This window comes from Psychromonas sp. MME1, assembly GCF_041080865.1.
Lineage (GTDB): Bacteria > Pseudomonadota > Gammaproteobacteria > Enterobacterales > Psychromonadaceae > Psychromonas.
Genome location: NZ_CP160906.1, coordinates 1,045,620 through 1,070,585, shown reverse-complemented (window position 1 = coordinate 1,070,585; position 24,966 = coordinate 1,045,620). Strand labels below are relative to the sequence as shown.

23 protein-coding genes and 1 pseudogene are annotated in these 24,966 nt (G+C 39.4%); 8 read left to right on the top strand and 16 right to left on the bottom strand.

What is annotated here, in order from left to right:
- Positions 1 to 32: 32 nt before the first annotated feature.
- From AB2N10_RS05080 to AB2N10_RS05065, 4 genes are all read right to left on the bottom strand, one after another.
- Complete coding sequence (locus AB2N10_RS05080) at positions 33 to 1,430, bottom strand: MBL fold metallo-hydrolase RNA specificity domain-containing protein (protein ID WP_369434417.1); 1,398 nt, start codon at positions 1,428 to 1,430, stop codon at positions 33 to 35.
- Between the two features lie 98 nt (positions 1,431 to 1,528).
- Positions 1,529 to 3,514 carry a transglutaminaseTgpA domain-containing protein gene (locus AB2N10_RS05075; protein WP_369434416.1) on the bottom strand — a complete coding sequence of 662 codons (1,986 nt, stop codon included), beginning with the start codon at positions 3,512 to 3,514 and terminating at the stop codon, positions 1,529 to 1,531.
- Complete coding sequence (locus AB2N10_RS05070; protein WP_354625740.1) at positions 3,511 to 4,413, bottom strand: DUF58 domain-containing protein; 903 nt, start codon at positions 4,411 to 4,413, stop codon at positions 3,511 to 3,513. The genes AB2N10_RS05075 and AB2N10_RS05070 overlap by 4 nt, the downstream gene beginning before the upstream one ends.
- An 81-nt stretch (positions 4,414 to 4,494) precedes the next feature.
- Positions 4,495 to 5,412, bottom strand: coding sequence for a MoxR family ATPase (locus AB2N10_RS05065; RefSeq protein ID WP_354625739.1), 918 nt, complete (start codon positions 5,410 to 5,412; stop codon positions 4,495 to 4,497).
- Positions 5,413 to 5,763: 351 nt separating this feature from the next.
- On the opposite strand from AB2N10_RS05065, the gene AB2N10_RS05060 reads away from it, so the two are divergent.
- Complete coding sequence (locus tag AB2N10_RS05060) at positions 5,764 to 6,156, top strand: Imm51 family immunity protein (protein WP_354625738.1); 393 nt, start codon at positions 5,764 to 5,766, stop codon at positions 6,154 to 6,156.
- A gap of 70 nt (positions 6,157 to 6,226) precedes the next feature.
- Here AB2N10_RS05060 and AB2N10_RS05055 read toward each other — a convergent pair whose 3' ends face one another.
- The gene (locus tag AB2N10_RS05055) at positions 6,227 to 6,985 is read right to left on the bottom strand and encodes an AAC(3) family N-acetyltransferase (protein WP_354625737.1); all 759 of its coding nucleotides are present in this window, start codon (positions 6,983 to 6,985) and stop codon (positions 6,227 to 6,229) included.
- A gap of 113 nt (positions 6,986 to 7,098) precedes the next feature.
- Here AB2N10_RS05055 and AB2N10_RS05050 point away from each other — a divergent pair, with 113 nt between their 5' ends.
- A complete protein-coding gene (locus AB2N10_RS05050) occupies positions 7,099 to 7,428 on the top strand; it encodes a VF530 family protein (RefSeq protein WP_354625736.1) in 330 nt (109 codons plus the stop codon).
- A 125-nt stretch (positions 7,429 to 7,553) separates the two neighbouring features.
- A complete protein-coding gene (locus AB2N10_RS05045) occupies positions 7,554 to 7,889 on the top strand; it encodes a DUF3622 domain-containing protein (protein ID WP_354625735.1) in 336 nt (111 codons plus the stop codon).
- A 76-nt stretch (positions 7,890 to 7,965) separates the two neighbouring features.
- Here AB2N10_RS05045 and sucD read toward each other — a convergent pair whose 3' ends face one another.
- The 8 genes and pseudogenes from sucD to sdhC all read right to left on the bottom strand — a co-directional run bounded on the left by sucD (position 7,966) and on the right by sdhC (position 17,394).
- Positions 7,966 to 8,838 carry a succinate--CoA ligase subunit alpha gene (gene sucD / locus AB2N10_RS05040; protein WP_354625734.1) on the bottom strand — a complete coding sequence of 291 codons (873 nt, stop codon included), beginning with the start codon at positions 8,836 to 8,838 and terminating at the stop codon, positions 7,966 to 7,968.
- Complete coding sequence (gene sucC, locus AB2N10_RS05035; protein WP_354625733.1) at positions 8,838 to 10,004, bottom strand: ADP-forming succinate--CoA ligase subunit beta; 1,167 nt, start codon at positions 10,002 to 10,004, stop codon at positions 8,838 to 8,840. The genes sucD and sucC overlap by 1 nt, the downstream gene beginning before the upstream one ends.
- A 118-nt stretch (positions 10,005 to 10,122) precedes the next feature.
- Complete coding sequence (gene odhB / locus AB2N10_RS05030) at positions 10,123 to 11,277, bottom strand: 2-oxoglutarate dehydrogenase complex dihydrolipoyllysine-residue succinyltransferase (RefSeq protein ID WP_369434415.1); 1,155 nt, start codon at positions 11,275 to 11,277, stop codon at positions 10,123 to 10,125.
- Positions 11,278 to 11,323: 46 nt separating this feature from the next.
- Positions 11,324 to 14,137 carry a 2-oxoglutarate dehydrogenase E1 component gene (gene sucA, locus AB2N10_RS05025; RefSeq protein ID WP_369434414.1) on the bottom strand — a complete coding sequence of 938 codons (2,814 nt, stop codon included), beginning with the start codon at positions 14,135 to 14,137 and terminating at the stop codon, positions 11,324 to 11,326.
- 48 nt (positions 14,138 to 14,185) lie between these two features.
- The gene (locus AB2N10_RS05020; protein WP_369434413.1) at positions 14,186 to 14,899 is read right to left on the bottom strand and encodes a succinate dehydrogenase iron-sulfur subunit; all 714 of its coding nucleotides are present in this window, start codon (positions 14,897 to 14,899) and stop codon (positions 14,186 to 14,188) included.
- A 15-nt stretch (positions 14,900 to 14,914) separates the two neighbouring features.
- Positions 14,915 to 16,623 (bottom strand): annotated as a pseudogene (sdhA, locus tag AB2N10_RS05015) (succinate dehydrogenase flavoprotein subunit).
- 58 nt (positions 16,624 to 16,681) lie between these two features.
- A complete protein-coding gene (sdhD, locus tag AB2N10_RS05010) occupies positions 16,682 to 17,026 on the bottom strand; it encodes a succinate dehydrogenase, hydrophobic membrane anchor protein (RefSeq protein WP_354625730.1) in 345 nt (114 codons plus the stop codon).
- Complete coding sequence (gene sdhC, locus AB2N10_RS05005; RefSeq protein ID WP_354625729.1) at positions 17,020 to 17,394, bottom strand: succinate dehydrogenase, cytochrome b556 subunit; 375 nt, start codon at positions 17,392 to 17,394, stop codon at positions 17,020 to 17,022. The genes sdhD and sdhC overlap by 7 nt, the downstream gene beginning before the upstream one ends.
- Before the next feature lie 341 nt (positions 17,395 to 17,735).
- Here sdhC and AB2N10_RS05000 point away from each other — a divergent pair, with 341 nt between their 5' ends.
- Together AB2N10_RS05000 and aat are read left to right on the top strand one after the other, a co-directional pair.
- Complete coding sequence (locus AB2N10_RS05000) at positions 17,736 to 19,028, top strand: citrate synthase (RefSeq protein WP_354625728.1); 1,293 nt, start codon at positions 17,736 to 17,738, stop codon at positions 19,026 to 19,028.
- 395 nt (positions 19,029 to 19,423) lie between these two features.
- Positions 19,424 to 20,131, top strand: coding sequence for a leucyl/phenylalanyl-tRNA--protein transferase (gene aat, locus AB2N10_RS04995; RefSeq protein ID WP_354625727.1), 708 nt, complete (start codon positions 19,424 to 19,426; stop codon positions 20,129 to 20,131).
- Between the two features lie 20 nt (positions 20,132 to 20,151).
- On the opposite strand, the gene AB2N10_RS04990 is transcribed toward aat, so the two are convergent.
- Positions 20,152 to 20,556: a CBS domain-containing protein gene (locus AB2N10_RS04990; RefSeq protein ID WP_354625726.1), complete on the bottom strand. Its 405-nt coding sequence runs from the start codon at positions 20,554 to 20,556 to the stop codon at positions 20,152 to 20,154.
- A 157-nt stretch (positions 20,557 to 20,713) separates the two neighbouring features.
- Between AB2N10_RS04990 and AB2N10_RS04985 the strand changes: the two genes are divergently transcribed.
- The 3 genes from AB2N10_RS04985 to AB2N10_RS04975 all read left to right on the top strand — a co-directional run bounded on the left by AB2N10_RS04985 (position 20,714) and on the right by AB2N10_RS04975 (position 22,883).
- On the top strand, positions 20,714 to 21,256 hold the full coding sequence (locus tag AB2N10_RS04985) for a DUF2058 domain-containing protein (protein ID WP_354625725.1): 543 nt from the start codon (positions 20,714 to 20,716) through the stop codon (positions 21,254 to 21,256).
- Positions 21,257 to 21,528: 272 nt separating this feature from the next.
- Positions 21,529 to 22,632, top strand: a complete 1,104-nt coding sequence (locus tag AB2N10_RS04980) for a phosphoribosylaminoimidazolesuccinocarboxamide synthase (RefSeq protein ID WP_369434412.1) — start codon at positions 21,529 to 21,531, stop codon at positions 22,630 to 22,632.
- Positions 22,633 to 22,703: 71 nt separating this feature from the next.
- Positions 22,704 to 22,883 carry a DUF2897 family protein gene (locus AB2N10_RS04975; RefSeq protein ID WP_354625723.1) on the top strand — a complete coding sequence of 60 codons (180 nt, stop codon included), beginning with the start codon at positions 22,704 to 22,706 and terminating at the stop codon, positions 22,881 to 22,883.
- Positions 22,884 to 22,922: 39 nt separating this feature from the next.
- Here the strand turns inward: AB2N10_RS04975 and bamC are convergent, their stop codons facing one another.
- Both bamC and dapA read right to left on the bottom strand, forming a co-directional pair.
- Positions 22,923 to 24,050: an outer membrane protein assembly factor BamC gene (gene bamC, locus AB2N10_RS04970; RefSeq protein ID WP_354625722.1), complete on the bottom strand. Its 1,128-nt coding sequence runs from the start codon at positions 24,048 to 24,050 to the stop codon at positions 22,923 to 22,925.
- Positions 24,047 to 24,931 carry a 4-hydroxy-tetrahydrodipicolinate synthase gene (gene dapA / locus AB2N10_RS04965; protein ID WP_354625721.1) on the bottom strand — a complete coding sequence of 295 codons (885 nt, stop codon included), beginning with the start codon at positions 24,929 to 24,931 and terminating at the stop codon, positions 24,047 to 24,049. Before dapA ends, bamC begins: the two co-directional genes overlap by 4 nt.
- Positions 24,932 to 24,966: the final 35 nt, after the last annotated feature.

Here is a 24,966-nt window from a genome sequence, read left to right as displayed (position 1 = left end):
CCCTTATTGTGATGACCAACGGGGGATATTTTCTAAACAAAAATCTTTTCGCCATATTTAACAATATGAACAGATTTATGAAGTTGCTCTTTAATCACGTCTTTAAAAACAGTCTGTTTATCAGGCTCTCCATGTATTAAATAAACTTTCTCTAATTGTTCAAACTCCCCCATCCAAGCTAATAGATCGCTTTGGTCTGCATGTGCAGAAAAGCCATTAAGCATATGTATTTTGGCGTTCACATTAATTGATTCATGAAAAAGCTGAATTGACGAAGCCCCATCTATCATTTGTCGCCCTAACGTGCCATGCACTTGGTAACCAACAAAGATAACACTGTTGCGCTCATCCCAAAGACGGTGTTTAAAATGATGCAGAATTCGCCCACCTGTACACATGCCACTACCAGCAATAATGATGCAACCACTCTCCTCCTTATTAATCAGCATCGACTCTTGATTTTTAAGTGAATATTGCAAATAAGGAAATTCGAAAACAGTACCATCACGTAGCAGTAATTTGTCTGCAACAGCATTTAGTTCAGCGTGATAATTGTTATATATTTGGGTTGCGCGTATCGCCATCGGGGAGTCTAAAAACACTTTGCAAACAGGCAATTCTTTATTGTAATACATCTCTTTTAGCATCAACAAAACTTCTTGAGTTCGCTCAACGGCAAAGGATGGGATCAATACATTGCCTTTATTTTTTAAGGTGTTGATGACGATCTCTTTAAACTCTGCAATCGTCTCTTGTAAGGGACGGTGATTACGATCACCATAGGTCGACTCGATATAAAGTGCATCGGCTTTTTTCACTAAAGCAGGATGCGGCATAATGATATCGCGACGACTGCCGAGATCCCCGCTGAACACTAGCGTTTTTACAACCCCATCTTCCGTTACTTCTATTTGAATGGTGGCTGAGCCAAGAATATGTCCCGCATTTCTAAAGGTAACCTTAACGTTAGGAGTAAGTTGAATCGTTTTGTCGTACTCGGCATATTGAATGGTTAAATCAAATACTGCTAGTGCATCGTCACTGCTGTAGATAGGCGGTGGAATCTTTTTTTCGTTACCCGTGCGACGCGCTTTTTTCAACGCGGTTTTATAATCCTCTTCGGCTATTTTAGCGCTATCCATTAAAATGACTTCCGCCAAATCCATGGTCGCACGTAAAGCAACAAGTTTCCCGTCAAACCCTTCCTTAACTAATTTAGGAACCCGCCCGACATGGTCAAGATGAGCATGAGTTAATAAAACGATATCGACATCTGTTGATTTAAAGTCAAATGGTTCCGACGTTTTCTGTTCATTTTCACCTTGAAAATAACCACAATCTATAAGAATATTAGGCCCACTTTTAATCTGTAAAAAATGACATGATCCAGTAACCGTCTCTGCGGCACCAAATGATTGAATGATAGTCATAAGCAACCCCCTTATAGTTATGATTTAACTATAGCACCACTTGGATCAACAAGTGCGTGGGTAGAGAAAATAGTTACTTATATAATGTATGCCTTACATCATTGCCGTTTTTGCAATTGCTTACAGATAAATGCTAACTGCTTAAGTTGTTTTTGACGCTGGTTGGCTGATAAATTGCTATCATATTTTAAGCTATTGTATTTATCCGCAAAGCTTGTAAAGTGTGTTGCGGATAGCTGAAATTTGTGACTGGCTTGTTGGCAAAAGGCTGTAACGGTTTGCCCTTTTTTTCTGATAACACCCCGGTTGGCGTAGTAACGCTGTAATTGCAAAAAAATCCGATCTTCAGCGCTTATCTTTACTCTGATCCAAGGTTTAAATATGAATAATAGCGTCACAATAAAAGCGCATAACATAGCGATTAACACAGCAGAAAATAGATTTAACCATGGGAACTTAGCGAGCCAAGCTTGCATCAATGCGAGTTGTTTTTTGTTATCATAATTAACCACCCAAGTTGCCCATAGATAATCTATTTGCTCTATTTTTTGCCGTAATTGATTCAGTAGTTTTATATTTCGCCATTTCTGTAATGATAAATATTCCCCTTGTAAAAACTCATCACGGTTAGACAAGCTTTGTTCAAGCCCCGATTCAACCCGTTCAGGGGCGACATAGGCGGTGGGATCAACCCGTTGCCAACGTCCCCCTTGCCAAATTTCCACCCAAGCATGGGCATCATATTGGCGAACGGTCAGAAACTTATCCTGATCTTGCCATTCACCGCCCAAATATCCTGTCACCATACGTGCTGGAATACCGACTAGCCGTGCAACATAAAGATAACTACTGGCATAATGCACACAAAATCCCGCCAGTGTGGAGAATAAAAAATCATCTACAAAATCATTTCCCAAGGGAGGCGGTTTAAGCGTGTAACGATAGTTTTGAGTACGAAACTGAAACAAAAGTTGCTGCATTAACGCTTCTTTAGCAAGGCCCTGTTTTAGCTTAGTTGCCACCCACTCCTGCGTCTTTTCATTGCCCTGTGTCGGTAGTTGTGTAAATTGCTTTTGTTCTCTTGCCGTTAAAGATGGTACTTGGATTTGCTGATATAAAACGATATTGAAAGCTTCTCTTTTAAAAATGGGTTTTACACTGCGCAATGTGTAGTCACTTAAATTTACCTGTCCGACAGCCGCTTTACTATAATCAAGCGCAGGTATCCAATAATTAAAATGGGGTTCAACAATTAGCTCATAATTATCTGTGAAGAAGCTAACCGTTAAGTTTTTTCCTCTGCTATATTTTGCACTTTGTTGTTCCTCTTTGTGCCATTGGCTTTGCGACCACGAGCGCCCATCAAAATGGTCAAGAGTCATGACACGCCAATAACGATCTCGCTCAGCCACTGGGGTATTGGCGAATGAAGCACGAAAGGCTAACTCACTGGAGCGGCTTAGTTCGGCAATGTCCCCCGGCGTGACACTATCACTTAACCCCGTGGTTGCCTGTTTCTGTTGCGGCATTTTCCATAGAGAAGGTAATCGCGGAATAACAACGAATAACAGCAACGCCAGCGGTAAACTCAGTAAACAACTTTTAACTAATAATTTGCTAAACCCATTACCAAGGAAAAAACCACCATGTACGGATAATAAGATGGCTAACAACATCAATATGATCAAGCTTCCCAATAGAGCCATCACAATGGTGTAGTTAAAAATTAAAAACAGCGCTAGTAAGACAAAGCCAGTATTCACAAATATATGCACATCACGTATCGATTTTAGTTCCAAAAATTTCAAACTAAAACCCAAGACGATAAGATGCAGCATTACATTAAAAACACCCAGCTGATAAACCAAGGCAATCGTAATTATGCTAGACGTTATGGTCAGTAAACTTAACCAGCGTCCAGCCAACATTGGCACACGCTCATAAAAATGAGCCACCCGCCAACCGCTACAGAACAGACCTAAGATAATTAAGAACAGAGATAAGTGATCATATAATGCACCGAGTAGCACAACATAGCTCAGGATAATGAGCAGTAAACCTAAACGGCTAAGAAAGGCTTTCATGGGCTCGTACCGTATAAAGCTAATGCCTTTAAACACGCCTCTTTTTGTGCCATGCCATGACCGTTAGCAATAGTGTCATTGCCGAGTTTTAAGCCATAACTGCAATGCTTTTCATGTAGTTCGATGATTTGGTAACACAATAAACTGAGCTTTTCTTCTAGTTCTAAATAGGGATATAAATCGATATCTAAAAAGACATCACCCGCTTGTGATTGTTCGAACTGTTTACTAAACCACCCTCGTCCCTGCGCCAATTGTTTCCATGCCACCGATTTTAAAGATTCCCCTGGTTGATAGCTTTTTAGCATTGAGAACTGTTCAAAACCCACTGCATAATTGCTCATGCCACTATAGTTATTCAGCGAGGATGAACTGAGCAACGCTCGTTCATTGTTTATTGGTTCAGGATACAACAAAACAGAGTGCGCAAAATCAAGATGCGTCCAAACAGTAAATAGCCCAAAGGGAAAAGTTGAACGCACCGTCACACGACCAGGGCTAAAATAACCTCTCTGCTTACAGAAACTATACAACACGACTTGTTGTTCACTAATGACAGACCTAAGCGTGGAAACTGATTTTTGGAAATTGATATCGAGCTTTTTGCCATTATCCGTTGGTCGAAGTATCCGTAAACAAAACGCAACATCTTGTCCTGCAAACTGAGGGTTAACGGGAGTCGCAGTGAATGTTAACTGGGCGATATTTTGATAGGTGAGAAGCAAACAAGTCACCATAAAACTACAGAGAAAAAAGACCAAAAACAAAATTAAATTGTTTTCATAATTAGTGCCAAGTAGAAACAACACGAAACAGAGCAGTAAAAAATAGAGCCCAAACAGAGAGGGAAAAATAAAGCTGTTTTTATGGTTTAAGGTAAAACTAGTTTGTGCAGGCATACGCTTACTTAGCCACTTATCAAAGCGATGCCTTACTATCCGCGTCAATATACCTTTCAACTGCGCAAGATAATTCATAAGTTAAGCGAGCGGATCAACACTATCAAGCAAGGTTTGACTGAGCGCTTTACTGCCTTGCTTATCACTGTTAACACCCGCTAAACGATGGTCGGTCACCGCAACGAAAACAGCTTGAATATCATCGGGGATAACATAATCGCGCTGTTTGACAAAAGCCATTGCTTTTGCGGCCTGCAATAACACTTTACTACAACGCGGTGATAAAGGGTTAGCAGCCATACCGCTGTAGCGACTTTCATTAATCAGACGTAATAAATAATACAAAACCTCCTCGCTCGCTTTAATTTGACCAACTGAAACTTGCATCTGCTGTAGTTCGGCAACATTGATAATGGCTGGAATCGTATTTTTTTGATCCTTGGCAGAATGCCCCTTGAGCATTTGCAATTCAGCCTCGACACTAGGAAAACCAAGCTCAATACGCATCATGAAACGATCTAATTGCGATTCCGGTAATGGAAAGGTGCCCGCTTGATCTAATGGATTTTGTGTTGCGATGACAAAAAACGGTGCCGGTAAAGGATAGGTTTCACTATCAATGGAAATTTGTTTCTCTTCCATCGCCTCCAGTAATGCGCTTTGTGTTTTAGGGCTGGCACGGTTAATTTCATCGGCTAATAATACCTGTGTGAAAATTGGCCCTTGGTGAAAAGTAAATTGCTGTTTGTGCGTATCAAAAATAGAGACACCAAGAATGTCCGCAGGCAACATGTCACTGGTAAATTGTACCCTTTGATAGTCCAACCCAAGTGTTTGTGCCAACGCTGAAGCCAAGGTTGTTTTGCCCATACCCGGCAGATCTTCAATTAACAGATGACCTCCTGCAAGTAGGCAAATCAAAGCTAACTCGGTCTGATCTTCCTTGCCGAGCAAGATACTATTTAATTGTTTGCAGATATCGGTAATTTTATGATGCATCAACACGCCTTAGCTAAGTTCCTGAACTGCGATGTTTTAATTATAGAGCTGTTAAATTAATTTAGCATAAAGCAATAGCACACAATAGATCAGTCGGTGTCACTTACTGCAGTTTTAATCTATTTCCTCGGTCCCATGGACTTTTCTTTATTACACTCATTTAAGTAAAAAATTGATATATACACCATATTAAACATATTTAAAGCTCATAAACCTAACCTAGGTTTGATAAATTATTTAAAATGTTTGTTACAAATTTTTAACTATTATAGGCTTAATTTAGACCAAGATTATTGGCATAAATTACCTATTATAAACTCAAGCAAAGCGTAAATTTTTAGGAGTACCACTATGAAAAAAATTATTTTGCTCATTTTAACAATGCTTTCTGTTAACGTTTTGGCAAATGATCTAGATGAAAATTTATCAGTTCAACAAAACGGTGCAGAGTACACAATAAAATATTTTAATTATAAAACCAGCACTGATACGTATTTTTCTGATGCAGGATTACAAGGTAGCGGATATACATGGGCGGCATTAGTGAGGGCTGCTCTGAGTACGGAATCTCCTGATTTATCACCACAAGTTGATTTTTCTCCTGAAGGTGGCTCTTTCATTGCTTATACCAAAGATGAAGCAGCTGCAAATCAAGTGCAGAGCATTATTGAAAAACTATCTGCAGACATTAACTTTCGTAATAAGATGGTCGATATCGCAACAAAAGGCGGCTATATAGAGTAAAAATCCCTATGAGTAGTGAATCAAAATTCACTACTCATAACAACGCCCACCTTCACCTCTCATTAAAAGCTTATTCCATATTAGCATGTGCAAAAAAATCAGGATCATCTATAAGATATTCTCCACATATTGCAGCCATCTGATTAGCACTGCATAAATAACTTATCGATTCGCCTATGGTGACCTGTTTTGCTGCGCCTCTTTGTAAGAAAACTGGTAATAATTTTGCGTAATTGAGCGAAATATCTCCGCAGGGTGACTCATGTTTACGCATTGGACGTGAGATCCATTCAGCCCCATTTTTTATTTGATATTGGCTAAATGATTTACTAAGCCTAAGTGGAATATTAAATTTCTCTTCAATGCTATGAATAAAGGTATTTTTACTTAACGGACAGCCAAGAAAGAGTATTTGTGCATCGCACTGCTCTAATCTTCCCCACACACCATTGGGTGGACAGGGCGTGTCATATTGTTCTTCGCCAGCAATAAACGCTTCGGCATCATCACCTAATGCAGCGACTGAATGGGTAGGATGTAGAGAACGCACGACCCCGTTGCATTGTCTAAATAGTTCGCCAAGTATACCAGTACAAGCAGGCTCTGTATCGGGATCATAGCGATTATCGCTGTTACAGTGTGGTGCCCATGTATGGGTCGGTATGATTAATAATCCATTTTGCATATATTCGCTAAAGGCATTAATAACAGTTTCAGCTCCCCCTTCTATTTCGCCTAGTGCTTTCATAGAAGAGTGAATCAGTAAGACACCCGTGGGATCTATAGCCGCGACTTGTAACTCATTTAACAATGTTGCTTTGTTTTGCATGATTATTACCATGTTTGTAATCTCTTCAGCAAATTTAGCATAGTTAACACTTTATATCTTGTGCTAACCTTTAATGATACTGCTACAATAGGCTTTTTCTTTTGGGCTGCATAATGACTAATAGTAATGATCCGCTTCATGGCATTAAACTTGAGCAAATTCTTATCGAACTTGAGAAAGAATTAGGTTGGGAAAAGATGGGTCAACTACTCAATATCAATTGTTTTCTCAGTAATCCTCGTTTTAAATCAAGCTTAAAGTTTTTGCGCACAACACCATGGGCACGTAGCAAAGTTGAAATTTTATACTTAAAAACGTTCCATAAAAACAATCCCGCTTGTAAAAAATTAATTAACGCTATTCTTGAAACTAAAAGAGTCCCTTCAGAAAACACGCCGATAAAATCGAAGGGTTTTACATGGCCAACATTAAAAGATAAATAAGCTAAAATTAACACTCAGTATAAATATCTTTATATGTTAAAATTCTATATTACTGTTTATTCTCTGCAGTATTAAACCAATACCAATAAACAGATAAATAATTTAAGTACTAGGAAATAACCACAATGGCACAAGAAAACAAATTCGATTACCGTATTACCCAAGATGGTGATCAGTGGCACGCAGAGATCACGCGTCGTGTTACTGCGCGTAGAACAAGTGTTTCTAAACGAATGAAAGGCTTCGAAACAGAAGAGCTTGCAGAACAATGGGCAAAACAAGAGTTACAAGGCTTTTTAGAAAACCTACAGTTAGGTAATAAACGCAAAGCTGAAAAACGTACTGCTCGTAATGAACTTGCCGCGAAAATAGCCGCTGAAAAAGAAGCGTCAGCTGCAGCGTATGAGAAAAAGCGTTTAGCAGCATTAGAAGCCTATGACGAAGAAGAATTAGAAGATTAACAATTAATCAGCAGAAATTGAAAGACAAAAAAACCGCGAAATTACGCGGTTTTTTTATGGGATAAAATCCAGTAACTTACCAGCCAGTCACTTCGCGTAAAGCACTACCGATCTCAGCTAAAGACTTGGTGGTTTTAACACCCGCATCTTCTAGCGCTTTAAATTTATCTTCAGCAGTACCTTTACCACCCGCTATAATCGCACCGGCATGGCCCATACGTTTGCCTGCAGGCGCAGTAACACCAGCGATATAAGAAACAACAGGCTTAGTAACATGCGCTTTAATATATGCCGCGGCTTCTTCTTCCGCTGTGCCACCTATTTCACCAATCATTACGATCGCTTCAGTTTCAGGATCTTCTTGAAATAATTTAAGAATATCAATGAAATTTGAACCCGGAATTGGATCACCACCAATACCAACACAGGTTGATTGACCAAAACCTTCGTCAGTTGTCTGTTTTACAGCTTCATAGGTTAATGTACCAGAGCGAGAAACAATGCCCACTTTACCTTTTTTATGAATGTGACCAGGCATAATACCAATTTTGCATTCATCAGGGGTTATCACACCGGGACAGTTTGGCCCAATCATCACCACACCCGCTTGATCTAACTTAATTTTTACATCAACCAAGTCAAGCGTTGGGATCCCCTCTGTGATGGTAACGATTAACTTTATACCTGCATCAATCGCTTCTAAAATGGCATCTTTACAAAAAGGCGCAGGCACATAGATAACAGAAGCCGTCGCGCCCGTTTTTTCTACCGCTTCACGTACCGTATTGAAAACAGGCAAACCAAGATGGATTTGTCCGCCTTTACCAGGCGAAACACCACCCACCATCTGCGTACCATATTCAATAGCTTGTTGAGAATGGAAAGTTCCTTGGCCACCAGTAAAACCTTGGCAAATTACTTTGGTATCTTTATTTATTAAAATGCTCATTATTTGCCACCTACCGCTTTTACTGACTGTTCAGCAGCATCCGTTAGAGATGTCGCTGCAATGATATTAAGACCAGATTCAGCAAGAATTTTACGGCCTAAATCTGCATTATTGCCTTCAAGACGAACAATAACAGGAACGGATACACCGACCTCAGCAACCGCACCAATAACACCTTCTGCAATTAAATCACAACGTACAATGCCACCAAAAATATTAACTAGCACTGCTTTTACTTTGTCATCTGAAAGAATTATTTTAAAGGCTTCAGTAACACGCTCTTTAGTTGCACCACCGCCAACGTCCAAGAAGTTAGCAGGTTTGCCACCATGTAAATGGACGATATCCATCGTTCCCATCGCAAGACCAGCACCATTGACCATACAACCTATATTGCCATCAAGTGCGACATAATTAAGCTCCCACTGTGCAGCGTGAATTTCACGTTCATCATCCTGAGTTGTATCATGCATTTCATGTAATAAACTTTGACGATACATTGCATTAGCATCGATACTGATTTTTCCATCTAAACAGATTAGGTCATCGCTGCCCGTCACAACTAATGGATTAATCTCTAGCAAAGCTAAATCTTTATCAGTAAACATTTTTGCTAAACCAAGAAAAATCTTTGTAAACTGACCGATCTGTTTGCCAGAAAGGCCTAATTTGAATGCCAATTCACGACCTTGATAAGCTTGAGGACCAACTAATGGATCAATTAAAACGGTATGGATCAGCTCAGGTGTTTCTTCTGCCACTTTCTCAATTTCAACACCACCTTCGGTTGATGCCATAAAAGTGACTCGTTGCGAAGCACGATCAATGACCGCACCTAAATAAAGTTCATTGGCAATGTCGCTACACGCCTCTACCAATAACTTATTTACGGGTTGTCCCTTTGCATCTGTTTGGTAAGTAACTAGGTTTTTACCTAACCATTTATGGGCAAAGTCACGTAATGCATCTTTACTATTTACTAACTCAACGCCACCCGCTTTACCACGGCCACCAGCATGAACTTGGCATTTAATAACCCAACGATCACCACCTAATTGAGAAGCTGCATTAACGGCCTGCTCTGCACTTTCACATGCCATTCCTTTCGGTACAGGGAGACCATACTCTTTAAACAGTTGCTTTGCCTGATATTCATGCAAATTCATGATATATTTCCATTTGTTATTTATATTATGCGACTATTATATAGACCGCCTGTACTGACGCAATACTTTATTAAAATCTAATCTATTGTTAATAAAGAGATTTATTCACAATATTTAGTTATATATCTAATAGCAAGCGAGTAGGATCTTCTAATAACTCTTTGATTGTTACCAAAAAGCTAACTGACTCTTTACCATCGATTAAACGATGGTCATAGGATAATGCCAAATACATCATCGGTAAAATTTCTACCTTCCCATCGACGGCCATAGGACGGTCTTGAATTTTATGCATTCCCAAAATAGCAGCCTGTGGTGGATTAATAATAGGAGTTGATAATAAAGAGCCAAATACACCGCCATTGGTAACGGTAAAATTCCCCCCCATCATCTCATCAACGGTTAATTTACCATCTCGGCCTTTAATTGCTAATGCCTTGATGCCTTTTTCAATATCAGCGACACTTAGCGTATCCGTATCACGCAACACGGGTGTTACAAGCCCACGCGGTGTAGAAACGGCAATACTGATATCGAAAAAGTTATGATAGACGATATCATCACCATCGATCGCTGCATTTACTTCAGGAAAACGTTTTAATGCTTCCGTGACGGCTTTAATATAAAAAGACATAAAGCCTAAACGAATACCATGTTTCTTTTCAAAGACATCTTGATACTGTTTACGAAGATCCATGATTGGCTTCATATTCACTTCATTAAAGGTGGTTAACATTGCCGTTGAATTTTTAGCCTCTAATAGGCGTTCTGCGACACGCTTACGTAAACGCGTCATGGGGACACGTTTATCACTACGGGCAGCAACCGCTGCAACAATATCAACCTGCGGAGGTGTTGCATTTTTATTTTTTAATTCACGATAGTTATCTACATCCTCGCGGGTTATCACCCCACCTTTGCCAGAGCCTTTAATTTGCCTAGCATCAATGCCGTGCTCATGCATCAAACGTCGCACCGAGGGGCTTGCATCTGCAACGAGAGCTTTTTCTTCAATAATATTCGATTTTTCTGGTGCTTCACCTGCGACTAATTTACCGAGTAATTGTTTCGATAATACGGTAGAGCCTTCTGCTTCAATGATCTCCTGTAATGTTCCCGATGCCGTTGCAGGTACCTCTAAAACTACTTTATCGGTTTCAATTTCAACGAGTACTTCATCTCTTTCAACGTAATCACCAGCCTGTTTATGCCAAACAGCAACTGTAGCATCAGCCACCGACTCGGGAAGTTCTGGAACTAAAATATCAATCATAATTAATGCTTCCTACATATAAATTTGGATTATAAAATTAGAGACTCTATGACTCTTGCTCTATCGCAAGAGCGCTATTGACCAATGCTTTTTGCTGCTTCATGTGTAGCGACATATAGCCGACTGCCGTTGATGCTGAGGCTTCTCTTCCTGCATAATGCAATTTTGCACCTTCAGGTAATACACTTCTAAAATGATGCTGACTGCAGTACCACGCGCCTTGATTTTGAGGTTCTTCTTGGCACCAGACAAAATCTTTAACATGTGCATAATCAGCCAGAATCTGATTAACTTGATCTACGGGGAACGGGTATAGCTGCTCAATACGTATAATGGCAATATTATTAAGACCAACATCGCGTCGTTTTTCTAATAATTCATAATAAACTTTACCACTACATAAAATAACGCGATCCACTAAAGTGCTATCTATATTATCAATTTCTGCAATCGCATTTTGAAATGTGCCCGATGCTAATTCATCTAAATTAGAAACCGCTAAAGGATGACGTAGCAATGATTTCGGTGACATAATGATTAGCGGTCGACGCATAGAGCGAACAACCTGACGTCGTAAAATGTGATAAATCTGTGCCGGCGTTGATGGGACACACACTTGCATATTATGCTCAGCACAGAGTTGTAAATAGCGCTCTAACCGTCCCGATGAATGCTCTGGTCCTTGACCTTCATAACCGTGAGGTAGCAGCACGGTCAGTCCGCACATACGTCCCCATTTTTGTTCACCTGATGACAAGAATTGGTCAAAAACAACCTGCGCACCATTCGCAAAATCACCAAATTGTGCTTCCCAAATACATAATCCTTTAGGCGCTGCAGTAGAGTAACCATATTCAAAAGCAAGCACTGCCGCTTCAGATAAAACAGAGTCATAAACATCAAAGTGTCCCTGTTGATCAGATATATTCTTCAACGGTGTATAGGAACTGCCCTCTTTTTGTTCATGTAGCACAGCATGACGATGGAAAAAAGTACCACGTCCTGAGTCTTGGCCAACTAAACGAATGTTATATTTAGAGTCGAGTAGCGTTGCATAGGCAAGATTTTCTGCGAATCCCCAGTCACAAAGTTTTTCTTCATGCGCCATCAATTGACGGTCGGCATAAATTTTCTTAACACGTGAATGTTGTAAATGATCTTCAGGATAACTGCTAATAATTTTGGCTAACTCAAGTAAGCGTTCCTTAGAGAAATGCGCATCATAGTGTGAATCCCAATCGTGTTTAAGGTAAGGAGACCAATCAACGGAGGGGCGTTGCATTGCCTGCCATTCTTTAACAACACACTCGCCATTATCTAAAGCGGTACGGTATTGTTCAATAATTTGCTGTGCGTACCCCTGTTCAATGACCCCTTCACGTTCTAGTTGTGCGACATAAATTTCACGTGGTGTTGGATGTTTTTTAATTTTTTGGTACATCACAGGCTGAGTGGCATTTGGCTCATCGGCTTCGTTATGCCCATGACGGCGGTAACAAACTAAGTCGATAACCACATCGCGTTTGAATTTATTACGGAAATCAAGGGCTATTTGACTTGCTAAAATAACCGCTTCAGGATCATCACCATTAACATGAAAAATGGGTGCCTGTACCATTTTAGCAATATCCGTACAGTAGCGAGTAGAACGTGTATCTTGAGGATTAGAGGTAGTAAAACCAATTTGGTTATTAATCACGATACGGACGGTTCCACTGACCTTAAATGCTCGCGCTTGTGACATGTTAAATGTTTCTTGTACGATCCCCTGCCCAGCAATCGCCGAATCACCATGCACCGTGATGGGTAAGACACTTTCACCGACGCTATGCAAACGCTCCTGTCGAGCACGAACAGAACCTAATACAACCGGATTAACAATCTCTAGATGGGAAGGATTAAACGCCAGTGATAAATGTACATTACCTTTAGGGGTTTTAAAGTCACTACTAAAACCTTGATGATATTTTACATCACTAGAGCCATGCACTTCACTATGTTTACCAGCAAATTCATCAAATAATAGATTAGGTTTTTTGCCTAAAACATTAACTAAAACATTAAGACGACCACGATGTGCCATACCTAATACAACTTCCTGTGCCCCCTGCTCTCCAGCACGGCGTATCAATTCCTTAAGCATTGGCACAAACGCATCACCACCTTCTAATGAAAAACGTTTAGCACCCGGAAATTTAGCGCCTATATAACGCTCAAGACCTTCTGCTGCTGTCAGCTCTTCAAGAAAACGGTGTTTAGCTTCTTCGCTAAACGAAGGACGGCTTTCGCAAGATTCAATGCGATTTTGCAGCCAACGCTTCTCGTCTGAATTGGTGATATGCATATATTCAACACCTATCGAACCACAATAGGTGCTTTTTAATGACGTAAGTAGATCACGCAGTATCATCGTTTCATTGGCAGCCGCATAGGAGCCGACATTAAAACTTGCATCAAGATCAGAGCCTTCTAACTCATGATAAAAGGGATCTAAATCAGTCACGGTTTCTGTTTTACTTAAACCAAGTGGATCAAGTGTTGCGACCTCATGTCCACGGTTACGGTACGCGCCAATGAGTTGTAAAACCTGCACCTGCTTTGCGTCGTTGTGCACGGCACCTTTAGGTGGTGTAAAGCATTTAGGTTTTTTGGCCGATTCTCTAATTTGCTCACGAATAACGGAATGAGCTTCTTCGGGTAATTCACTTACTTTTGGCAATTCATCAAATACCGCGCGCCAATTAGCATCAACAGCCAAAGGGTCATCTAAATATGATTCATATAGCGCTTCAATATAAGTGGAATTTGCCCCGGAAAGATGAGATGAGGCTAACCATGTTTCCATCACATTATTTGGCATGAAAATTCCTTAAATATTTCTTATCAATTAAATGTATTACTATCGCCACTAAATGGCTCGTTGCAACAACATCGATTTAATTTTGCCAATAGCCTTAGTGGGATTTAATCCCTTAGGGCAAACACTAACGCAATTCATAATACTATGGCAACGAAAAACACTAAATGCATCATCAAGATCATCAAGACGTTGCTCAGTTGCACTATCACGACTATCAATTAAAAAGCGATAAGAGGCTAGTAATCCAGCTGGACCGATGAATTTATCAGGATTCCACCAAAATGATGGGCAAGAGGTTGAACAACAAGCACATAAAATACACTCATATAATCCATCTAATTTTTCACGCTGTTGGGGAGACTGTTTAAATTCACCAACGGGTGGATGCCTTTCATCAGTGATCAAGTATGGCTTAATTTTTTCATACTGTGTATAGAATTGGCTCATATCGATAACAAGGTCACGGACTACTGGTAATCCCGGTAATGGACGAAGCGTTATTTCACCTTTGTTTAATAAATCGGAAAGTGGTGTAATACAGGCTAATCCATTCTTACCATTAATATTTACACCATCACTGCCACAAACCCCTTCACGACAAGAGCGACGAAAAGACAATGTTGGATCGACTTCCTTTAAGGCGATTAATGCATCGAGTACCATCATGTCCGATCCCTCAGCAATCTCCAATGACATGCTTTGCATATATGGAGCAGAATCGATATCGGGATTGTAACGATAAACAGAAAAATTAACATTCATAACAATTAACCTTATTTAGTAAACACGTGCTTTAGGTGGAAAAGGGTCACGTAATAGCGGCGTCATATTCACATCTCTTTTGCACATACTCTTGGTTTCAGGATTATAAATACTGTGATGTAACCAGTTAGTATCATCGCGGTCTGGGAAATCAAAGCGACTATGAGCACCACGACTTTCTGTTCTATAATTTGCAGCCATGGCGGTTGCATAGGCCGTTTCCATCAAGTTATCAAGCTCTAAACATTCAATACGATTAGTATTAAATTCTGTACTTTTATCACTTAATTTTGCATTCTGTAGACGTTCACGTAATACAGCTAACTCAGCAAGACCTTCCGCCATCGCAGTACCTTCTCGAAAAACCGAAAAGTTTCTTTGCATACACTCCTGTAAATCTTTACGTAACTGCACAGGATCTTCCGTACCCGTTCCATTTTCCCAACGATTCAATCGCACTAAAGCAGATTCAATATTTTGCTCTGTAGGCTCTTTAGCTCTGTTTTCCTGGCTTAACACTTTACCTAAATGTTTGCCCGTCGCACGTCCAAACACAACTAAATCGAGCAGTGAATTTCCTCCTAAGCGGTTTGCCCCATGCACTGACACACAGGCTATTTCACCGACAGCAAAAAGACCTTTTACCTCGATATCTTTACCATGTTCATCCATTTTCAGTACTTGACCATTAACTGTTGTCGGTACTCCCCCCATCATATAATGGCAAGTTGGAATAATCGGAATGGGTTCTTTAACGGGATCAACATGGGCAAATGTTCGGGATAACTCACAAATACCGGGTAAACGGCTTTCTAAAACCTCTTTTCCCAAATGATCAAGCTTTAATTTAATATGAGTCCCCCAAGGGCCTTCACATCCCCGCCCTTCACGAATTTCGATCATAATCGAACGTGCTACTACGTCTCGTCCAGCTAAATCTTTTGCATTAGGTGCGTAACGTTCCATAAAACGCTCCCCGTCTTTATTCAATAGATAGCCACCTTCGCCACGGCACCCTTCTGTGACCAAAACACCAGCACCTGCGATACCCGTTGGATGGAACTGCCACATTTCCATATCTTGTACCGGCACCCCAGCACGCAGCGCCATACCGACACCGTCTCCAGTATTAATGTGCGCATTCGTAGTAGAGGCATAAATACGCCCAGCTCCCCCTGTTGCAAGGACAGTTGCCTGTGCCTTAAACATCACGACTTCACCATTTTCTATATTAATGGCTGTACAACCAACCACATCACCGTCATCATTTTTTACCAAGTCTAAGGCATACCACTCAGAATAAACCGTCGTTTTATTTTTAATGTTCTGTTGATATAGAGTGTGCAATAACGCATGCCCAGTTCTGTCTGCAGCGGCTGCTGTGCGTGATGCCTGCTCACCCCCAAATTCTTTAGATTGTCCGCCGAAGGGACGCTGATAAACAGAACCATCTTCGAAACGTGAAAAAGGTAAGCCCATATTCTCTAACTCGCGAACTACCTCTGGCCCGGTTTTGCACATGTATTCAATGGCATCTTGATCGCCAATATAATCAGACCCTTTAACAGTGTCATACATATGCCATTGCCAATCATCTTTATGAGAATTACCTAATGCGACGGTGATCCCCCCTGCGCAGAAACGGTGTGTGAACGTGTCGGAAAAACTTTACTGATTAGCGCACAGCTTTTACCTTGCTCAGAAATAGATAATGCGGCACGCATTCCTGCACCACCGGCACCAATTACAATTGCATCAAACTCTCGAATAGGAAGCGTCACGTTAAATACCCCACAAAATTACAAAACCGAATAACACATATATAAATGCAATAGATGTTAATAAAAACTGTAATGAACCACGTAATAAGCTGTGTTTTACATAATCCGTCAGTACTTGCCAAATACCAATCCAAGCATGTATAAGCATGGCAATTAGCGCGAATAGCGTGAAAACCTTGGTAAAGGTTAGATCAAAAAAACCTTTCCACACACTGAATGTGGCATCTGCACAAGAGATAAATGCTAACAAATAAAGCAGGTAAGCGAGCATGATAATTGCACTTGCGCGTAACAATATATAATCATGAACACCACTTCTGCCAAATGTTCCTGCGACCTTTACCATACTAGAACTCCCGATAAAATAGATAATAATAGGGTGATTGCAAAACCGACTTTAGCACTAAGCGTTGCACAGGGAAGTTCTTCCCAATATCCCAAATCTTGAATCATGTGTCGAATACCAAACACAACGTGATAGGCAAGGCCAGTTAATGCCCCCCAAATAATAAATTCAACGACAAACATATCGAAGTATGCAAGTACGCGATCGTAATCGGCCTCTGATGCTAATGAACAGCTCAGCAGAGACAGAAAAATGGCTAAAGCAATAAATACTATGATGCCAGAAATTCGGTGTAAAATAGATGCAGTTGCAGTTACAGGTAATGCAACTGTTGTTAAATCCAAGTTTTTAGGTCTCTGTTTATGCACAATTTTATCTCTTTTGTCTGATGAATATTAATGGCTTATTTTGAACAACCTATTGTTAGCACAATGTTAATCTTTTGTAACTAAACAATCACTGTAATAGTGTCATGGGGTGTCATCAAAATTTCAAATTGTGACATTAATTACAAATTTATTTTCTTCCCACTCATTTAATCTATTTATCTACTTTCAATCTCTTATTAAGCTATATATTTATGTTTCTATATTCATAAATAGCCGCTTTTGGCAGATCCCAAAGTAGATATGTTAAAATTGACAATCTCTATTTTAGTCTGTAAAAATGCTATCAGTAATTAAATAGACTACATATGATGGAGCGATAAATGACAGATAAAAAGGCAATACTGCACTTACCAGGACAGGAACCCATCGAGCTACCAATCTTAGAAGGCACTGCTGGTAATGATGTCATTGATATTTCCAGCTTAGGGAAAGCTGGCTATTTCACCTATGACCCCGGTTTCATGGCAACAGCCTCTTGCAAATCTGCAATAACATACATTGACGGTGATAAAGGCATTCTTGAACATCGTGGTTACCCTATTGAGCAACTCGCTGAAAAATCAGATTATCTCGAAGTTTGCTACTTATTGCTTAACGGAATACTGCCAAATAAGGAAGAGTTCAATCGATTTCATAGCGTGGTATTACATCACACCATGATCCATGAGCAACTTGCCAAACTCTATTCAGGATTTCGCCGTGATTCACATCCAATGGCAATCATGGTGGGTGTTGTTGGCGCACTATCGGCTTTCTATCACGATTCACTCGATATCACTAATGAACAACATCGTGAAATTGCGGCATATCGACTTATATCAAAAATGCCTACATTGGCCGCAATGAGTTACAAATATTCTCATGGTCAACCATTTGTATATCCCGATAATACACTTTCCTATGCGGGTAATTTTTTAAAAATGATGTTTGCAGTTCCCTGTGAAGAGTACAAGGTAAATCCTGTACTGGAACTCGCGATGGATAAGATTTTTATCTTACATGCAGACCATGAACAAAATGCTTCAACCTCAACAGTACGTTTAGCGGGTTCATCGGGTGCTAATCCATTTGCTTGTATTGCAGCGGGTATCGCCTCGTTATGGGGACCTGCACATGGTGGTGCTAATGAAGCCTGTCTTAACATGCTCGAAGAAATTGGCACCGTTGACCGTATTCCAGAATTTATTGCTAAGGCAAAAGATAAGGATGATCCTTTCCGCTTAATGGGATTTGGACATCGCGTTTATAAAAACCACGATCCTCGTGCTAAAGTAATGCGTAAAACTTGCTATGAAGTATTAAACGACTTACAAATAAAAGATCCACTACTTGATGTTGCAATGGAACTTGAACGCATCGCACTTGAAGATGAATACTTTATTGCTAAAAAACTCTACCCTAACGTAGATTTTTACTCTGGTATTATCTTAAAAGCAATGGGTATTCCAAAGTCCATGTTTACCGTTATATTTGCTATCGCACGAACTGTAGGATGGGTATCTCATTGGAAAGAGATGTTGGATCAACCAGGACAACGTATTGGTCGCCCTCGCCAATTATATACAGGTGAAACCGGCCTACGTTTTGAAAATGTAAATGACCGAAATGAGTAAAAGCTAGTTCTATCAACTACATTTGGCCGGTATAATATCAATCTTGATAATATACTGGTCATCGCTTGTAGAGGAAAAGTAAGCGAGATTAAGACGTAAGATGCGATAATTGCAATGCAGATTTATCCAAGCTCAATTTTATCTCTAGTATAGCTACAGGTGTTGGCTTGCTGATTTTTCATCTTAAAGTAGCTTGATTATACCAATTCCGGTAAGTATGTGATTTAGATTTTGCGCAGGAAAAACAGCTTAATTCAAGGCGTAATTTGACGTAAATGGTTATTCCCTTTGCGAAAATTACAACGCAGCAGTAAGTTGTTTTAACCAGTAAAATAGATCAGCTATTTATCGGAATTGGTATTATCATTCTGCTAATTTTACAACGACCACATAGAATGCCAATTTATTTACCAGAACTGTCACTTGATACCTATGAATTTCCTAACGTTGAAACAGCCTTAACTAGCCCCGATGGGCTATTAGCGATGGGAGGCGACCTCTCTTTAACACGTATCATTAACGCCTATAGAAATGGTATTTTCCCTTGGTTTAGTGATGATGAGCCTATTCTTTGGTGGAGCCCATCAGTTAGGGCAATGATCAAACCTACTGCCTGCCACATTAGTAAGAGTATGAAACGTGTGGTTGCCAAAAAATGTTTCACGGTTACCGTAAATCATGCATTCAATGATGTCATTCATGCTTGTGCGCAACCGAGGAAAAATCAGAACGGCACCTGGATCACAGAGAATATGATGAAGGCCTATATTGATTTACATCATCAAGGCTATGCCCACTCCATTGAAGTTTGGCAAACGGGGAAATTAGTTGGAGGACTATATGGTATCAATATTGGTACTATATTTTGTGGTGAATCAATGTTTAGCCTGGTAGATAATAGCTCAAAACTCGCTTTTATCGCGTTAAATAAACATTTTAGTCGTTTCCAAGGGATATTAATAGACTGTCAAATGCCAACCCCACATCTACAAACACTAGGAGTTTATCCTATTTCACGGGAACAATATATGTGCTATTTAAGAGCATATAGAGACAAAAAAGTACTTACGGGGTGCTGGACCCCGCAGCAATTATTTATCTAAATATCGGTCATTTTCTAATGTTAGCAAGATTCTAGCTGCTCGCTCATTGCTGCTAAAACATTTTTTCGAGTGATCATGCCAAGGAGCTTGTTATCATTATCTACAACAGGATAGATTTTTGGCTTTTGCTGCAGCATCAACTGACCGAGTTCAAAGACACTCATGTTTGCTTTTACCGTCAATCCCTCTGGGACCATCGCATCTGCAACCAGAGCGACTTGTTGACAGTAATAGCTTGATGCTATCATTTTTTTTAGGCAATCTTGCTCTGAAAGCCAGCCAATAACACGCCCCGAATCATCTAAAACTGGGCCACCTATATATTTACTATTTAGTAATTTTTTGACCGCCCGCTCCACTGTCATCTCTTTAGTAAAATAGATGCTTTTTTCTGTCATAAAGTTTGAAACTTCTAGATTTTTCATACAGTTCGCCTCACTTAGTTATGTTAAAAGCATAGGCTTTATATGTTATTTGTCGATTATTTCTAGAAAATATTGTGCGCTACATTAAATATAATTTCCATCAGTTATATTTGCGGCTAGAATAGTGCTCATATTCTCTATTTGATAAGGTATTTACATGGCTTCTCTTCAAGATCAGTTACTCAAGGCTGGCCTCATAAATAAGCAAAAAGCGAAACAAACACAAACAGAAAAACGCCGTCAAGCGAAACAAAAAAAGAAAAAGGGTGCGGTAGAAGTCACAGCTATTCAACAAGCCATCAATGAACAAAAAGAGTTACAGCAGCAACAAGATTTAGAAAAAAATAGACAAACCCAAGCACAACTTGATGCACGATCTGCCCATGGTAAGCTGATTCAGATGATAACCCAACACTGTGAAAAGCATTATGAGGGCGACATTGACTACCACTTTACCTATGAAAATAAAGTAAAACGTATTGCTATTAATGAAGCAACCCAACAAAAATTAATTAATGGTAGTTTGGCAATTTGTTCGCTCAATGAAGAATTTTATTTAATTAATAAAGAAGCTGTTGTTAAATTAACCGCTATTGATCCCTCTGTATTGGTTGCATTACATGAAAAAGTCGATATATCACAAGTGGATGAAGATGATCCCTATGCAGAGTTTGCTATTCCAGACGATTTGATTTGGTAGAGGTTATTGAGCTATTGTGTGCGAATTTGCTTCAATCTAACTGTGTTTTAAGTAAAACACTGAGAATGAAGCATTGCCATCCTATCAAGATCAACAACCTCTAATTAACATAATATTATTAGATGCATTGAAAGACACAAATTGATTTTCATTATGCTGTAAAAACAATTTTTTGCCATGATAACTGGCAAAATTTCTGATATTATTTATGACCTTAACTTTGCATTTAGCGTTCGCCTGTTTAATTTGGCTTCATATATAGGATATTGTTCATGAATCTCGCCGATAAAGTATTAGCTGTTAATAACGACCTCCCAATCCGTACCGACCAACCCGTTCATAGTGGTAAGGTTCGTTCTGTATATTGGTTAACGGAAGCTGACAGCAAACGTTTAATTCTAGAAAAAGGCTATGATGTCGCGGCTGATGCACCATTAGCGATTATGGTAATTAGCGATCGAATCTCCGCTTTTGATTGTATTTGGCATGGTGAAGGCGGTATGAATGGCGTTCCCGGCAAAGGTGCTGCACTCAATGCTATCTCTAACCATTGGTTTAAACTGTTTAAAGAGCAAGGGTTGGCAGATAGCCATATTTTAGATATTCCTCATCCGTTTGTTTGGATTGTTCAAAAAGCTAAACCTATCATGATAGAAGCTATTTGCCGACAATACATTACAGGTTCGATGTGGCGCTCCTATGTAAAAGGCGAGCGTGAATTCTGTGGCATAAAAATAGCAGGGGGATTAGAAAAAGATCAAAAGCTTCCTGAGCTACTCATTACACCTTCTACTAAGGGTATTTTACATGATATCCCCGGAGTACCTGCGGTTGATGATGTTAATATTACTCGACAAAACATCGAAGATAACTTTACTGCTTTTAATTTCTCTAAACTCGAAGATATTAATTACTACGAGAAACTATTAAAAGAAGGCTTCGATGTTATTAGTGATGAACTTGCTAAAATAGAACAAATTTTTGTTGATACAAAATTTGAATTTGGTTACGTTCAAGATAAAGCAGGTAATGAAAAATTAATTTATATGGATGAAGTCGGCACACCAGACTCTTCTCGTATCTGGGATGCTACAGCCTATAAACAAGGTAAAATTGTGGAAAATTCAAAGGAAGATTTCCGTCAATTATTACTTAATCATTTTCCCGATCCGGATATTTTATTAAATAAAGATTGTATGCAAGAACGAACGGCACTTGCACGTGATAACGCCCTACCAGCAGAAGTTTTAATGAAAATTTCAGAAACCTATATTGGTATAGCAGAAAAAATAATCGGTGAGAAAATTACATTATCGGACAACCCAAAAGCCGAAATCATAGCGATTTTAAGCAATGACTATGGTTTGATTGATTAACAAAAAACATTGACAATATAAATATCAAAAGCAGGATTTTTCCTGCTTTTTTACAAGTATATAGGTTAAAAATGAGCACTTGGTCTTTGCTACTATTAATCATGCTAATATTAGGCGTCATTGTTGGTAATCTTATGCTTTTAAAGCATAGCGCCAATATGAAATTGCCTGATAATGTCATTAAATCAATAAAGGAAAGGGAAAAAAAGAAGCGAATGGATGAAAGTGATAAAAGTGATAAAAGTGACTAGTATGCAACTAGCCACTACTTTTATCTCTACTAACTATTTTTAAAGTGGTTTTGTTTGCTGATTTTTAAGCAACAGAACATCGCGAACTTTTTCTGTGATACTAAAATACAAATCCGTAACCGTTTGATCAGGTAATGGTTTCTTATCTTCATCTAACCACACTATTGAAGTATTACCGCCAATAGATTCCCCTAACTGAACGAAATATTCAGCCTCTTTGAGCTCAAATGGATTAAGGTTATTTGCTTGCCAATACTCATCATTGGGTCGATTGAATTTAAGTAAGAAATAACCAAGATTTTCATCAGACTCTACCAATTCGAAACTTAATAACTTGAATAAGGAAGGGAGTTTCAACCATGTAGTTGTGAAATTCGTATCAACAATCCATGCGATTTGATAATTATCATCAAAACCGAGTTTGATTGGTAAAGGTTGTGAATCAAGCGCCTCTAAGGCTGCATTTTTTTGTTGTTGGTAAGCATAATCCAACAAGCTATTGACAAAACCAAGCTCAATATTTCTTCTACTTTGATCGGAATAATTATATGGCAACTCTTTGCCATTATTCGTTTCCACAAATGTCAACAATTGCACATTTAATGCAACACTGTTGATCCCTTCTAACTTTTCAAGCGAAAAGAAATAACTCGATTTTCTGATCATTTCATTGGTAATTAAGTAATTACCGATATCTACTTTATCCTCTATGAAAGTGGTCGTTTCTAGTTGTTTCAAGTAATCATTTTTAGAAGTAATATTGATATCTCTAAGTTGTAAATAGTCTTCTAACAAGTGCCATATTACATCTTCAATGCTCTCCCCTTGCTCCATTCTATTGAACCAAATTTTGGTGTATTTAGTTGCAGTTGGATCAAGTAACACACCTTCCATCGGCGAAATAAGCTGTGTAGGTGGACGGATATCAACATCTTTAGTCATAAAACCATTCTGTATTTGCATCTCTGTCAATGCAGGGGTTTTATATAAAGCCGTCTCTTCATCATGAGAAAAATCGCCAATATTATATACGGCTGCAGGTTTTTCATCCGTGTATTGATAGGGGCCATTGGCCTGCATACGGCTATCAAAGCTGGAGCATCCCGATAATGCTATGGCAATAAGGATGCTTGTTGATAGTTTAGATTGTTTGAATAATTTAATCATTTAAATAAGTTTGCTTGTGTTAAGGCGTCACGAACGACAGTTTGATACTGTTCAGAAAGAATTGTTAAGGGTAAACGACAATCCGCAGCAGGAATCAGACCAAGTTCAGTACATGCCCATTTTACAGGAATTGGATTGGCTTCGACAAATAACTTGTTATGAACGGGCATCAGTTGTGCATTTATCTGTTTGGCTAACTCAATGTTTTGATTTTTTAATGCGGCGGCACACATTTGAGCCATTTCAACGGGCGCAACATTAGTAGTAACTGATATCACACCATGCCCACCAGCTAATATAAAATCACAGGCAGTTGCATCATCGCCACTTAACAAAGCAAAGTCATCGGCGACAACGGCTTGAATGTCCTTAAGGCGTTGTAAATCACCGGTTGCGTCTTTGATGCCTATAATGTTTTTATGTTTCGATAAACGCGCAACCGTTTCAGGTAACAAATCTACAGCAGTTCGCCCTGGCACGTTATACAGAATTTGTGGTAAATCACAGGAATTAGCGATGGCGGTGAAGTGTAAATACAGCCCCTCTTGCGTTGGTTTATTATAGTAGGGAGTGACATTCAAACCAGCCACGACACCCGTATTAGCAAACAATTTACTTAACGCAATTGCTTCTGAAGTGGAATTTGCGCCATTTCCTGCAATAACAGGAATTCGGCCATCAGCAAATTCAAGTGTTTTCATTACAAATTTAACATGATCATCAACATTTAATGTTGCAGACTCCCCTGTCGTACCGACAGCAACAATTGCTGAAGTCCCTGAATCCACATGAAATTCAACAAGTTTTTTCAATGCATGGAAATCTATTTCGCCAGTTTTATCCATCGGTGTCACGAGTGCGACGATACTACCTGTTAACATCTTCAAAGCTCCTCTTTATGATTTTTCAATGTTAC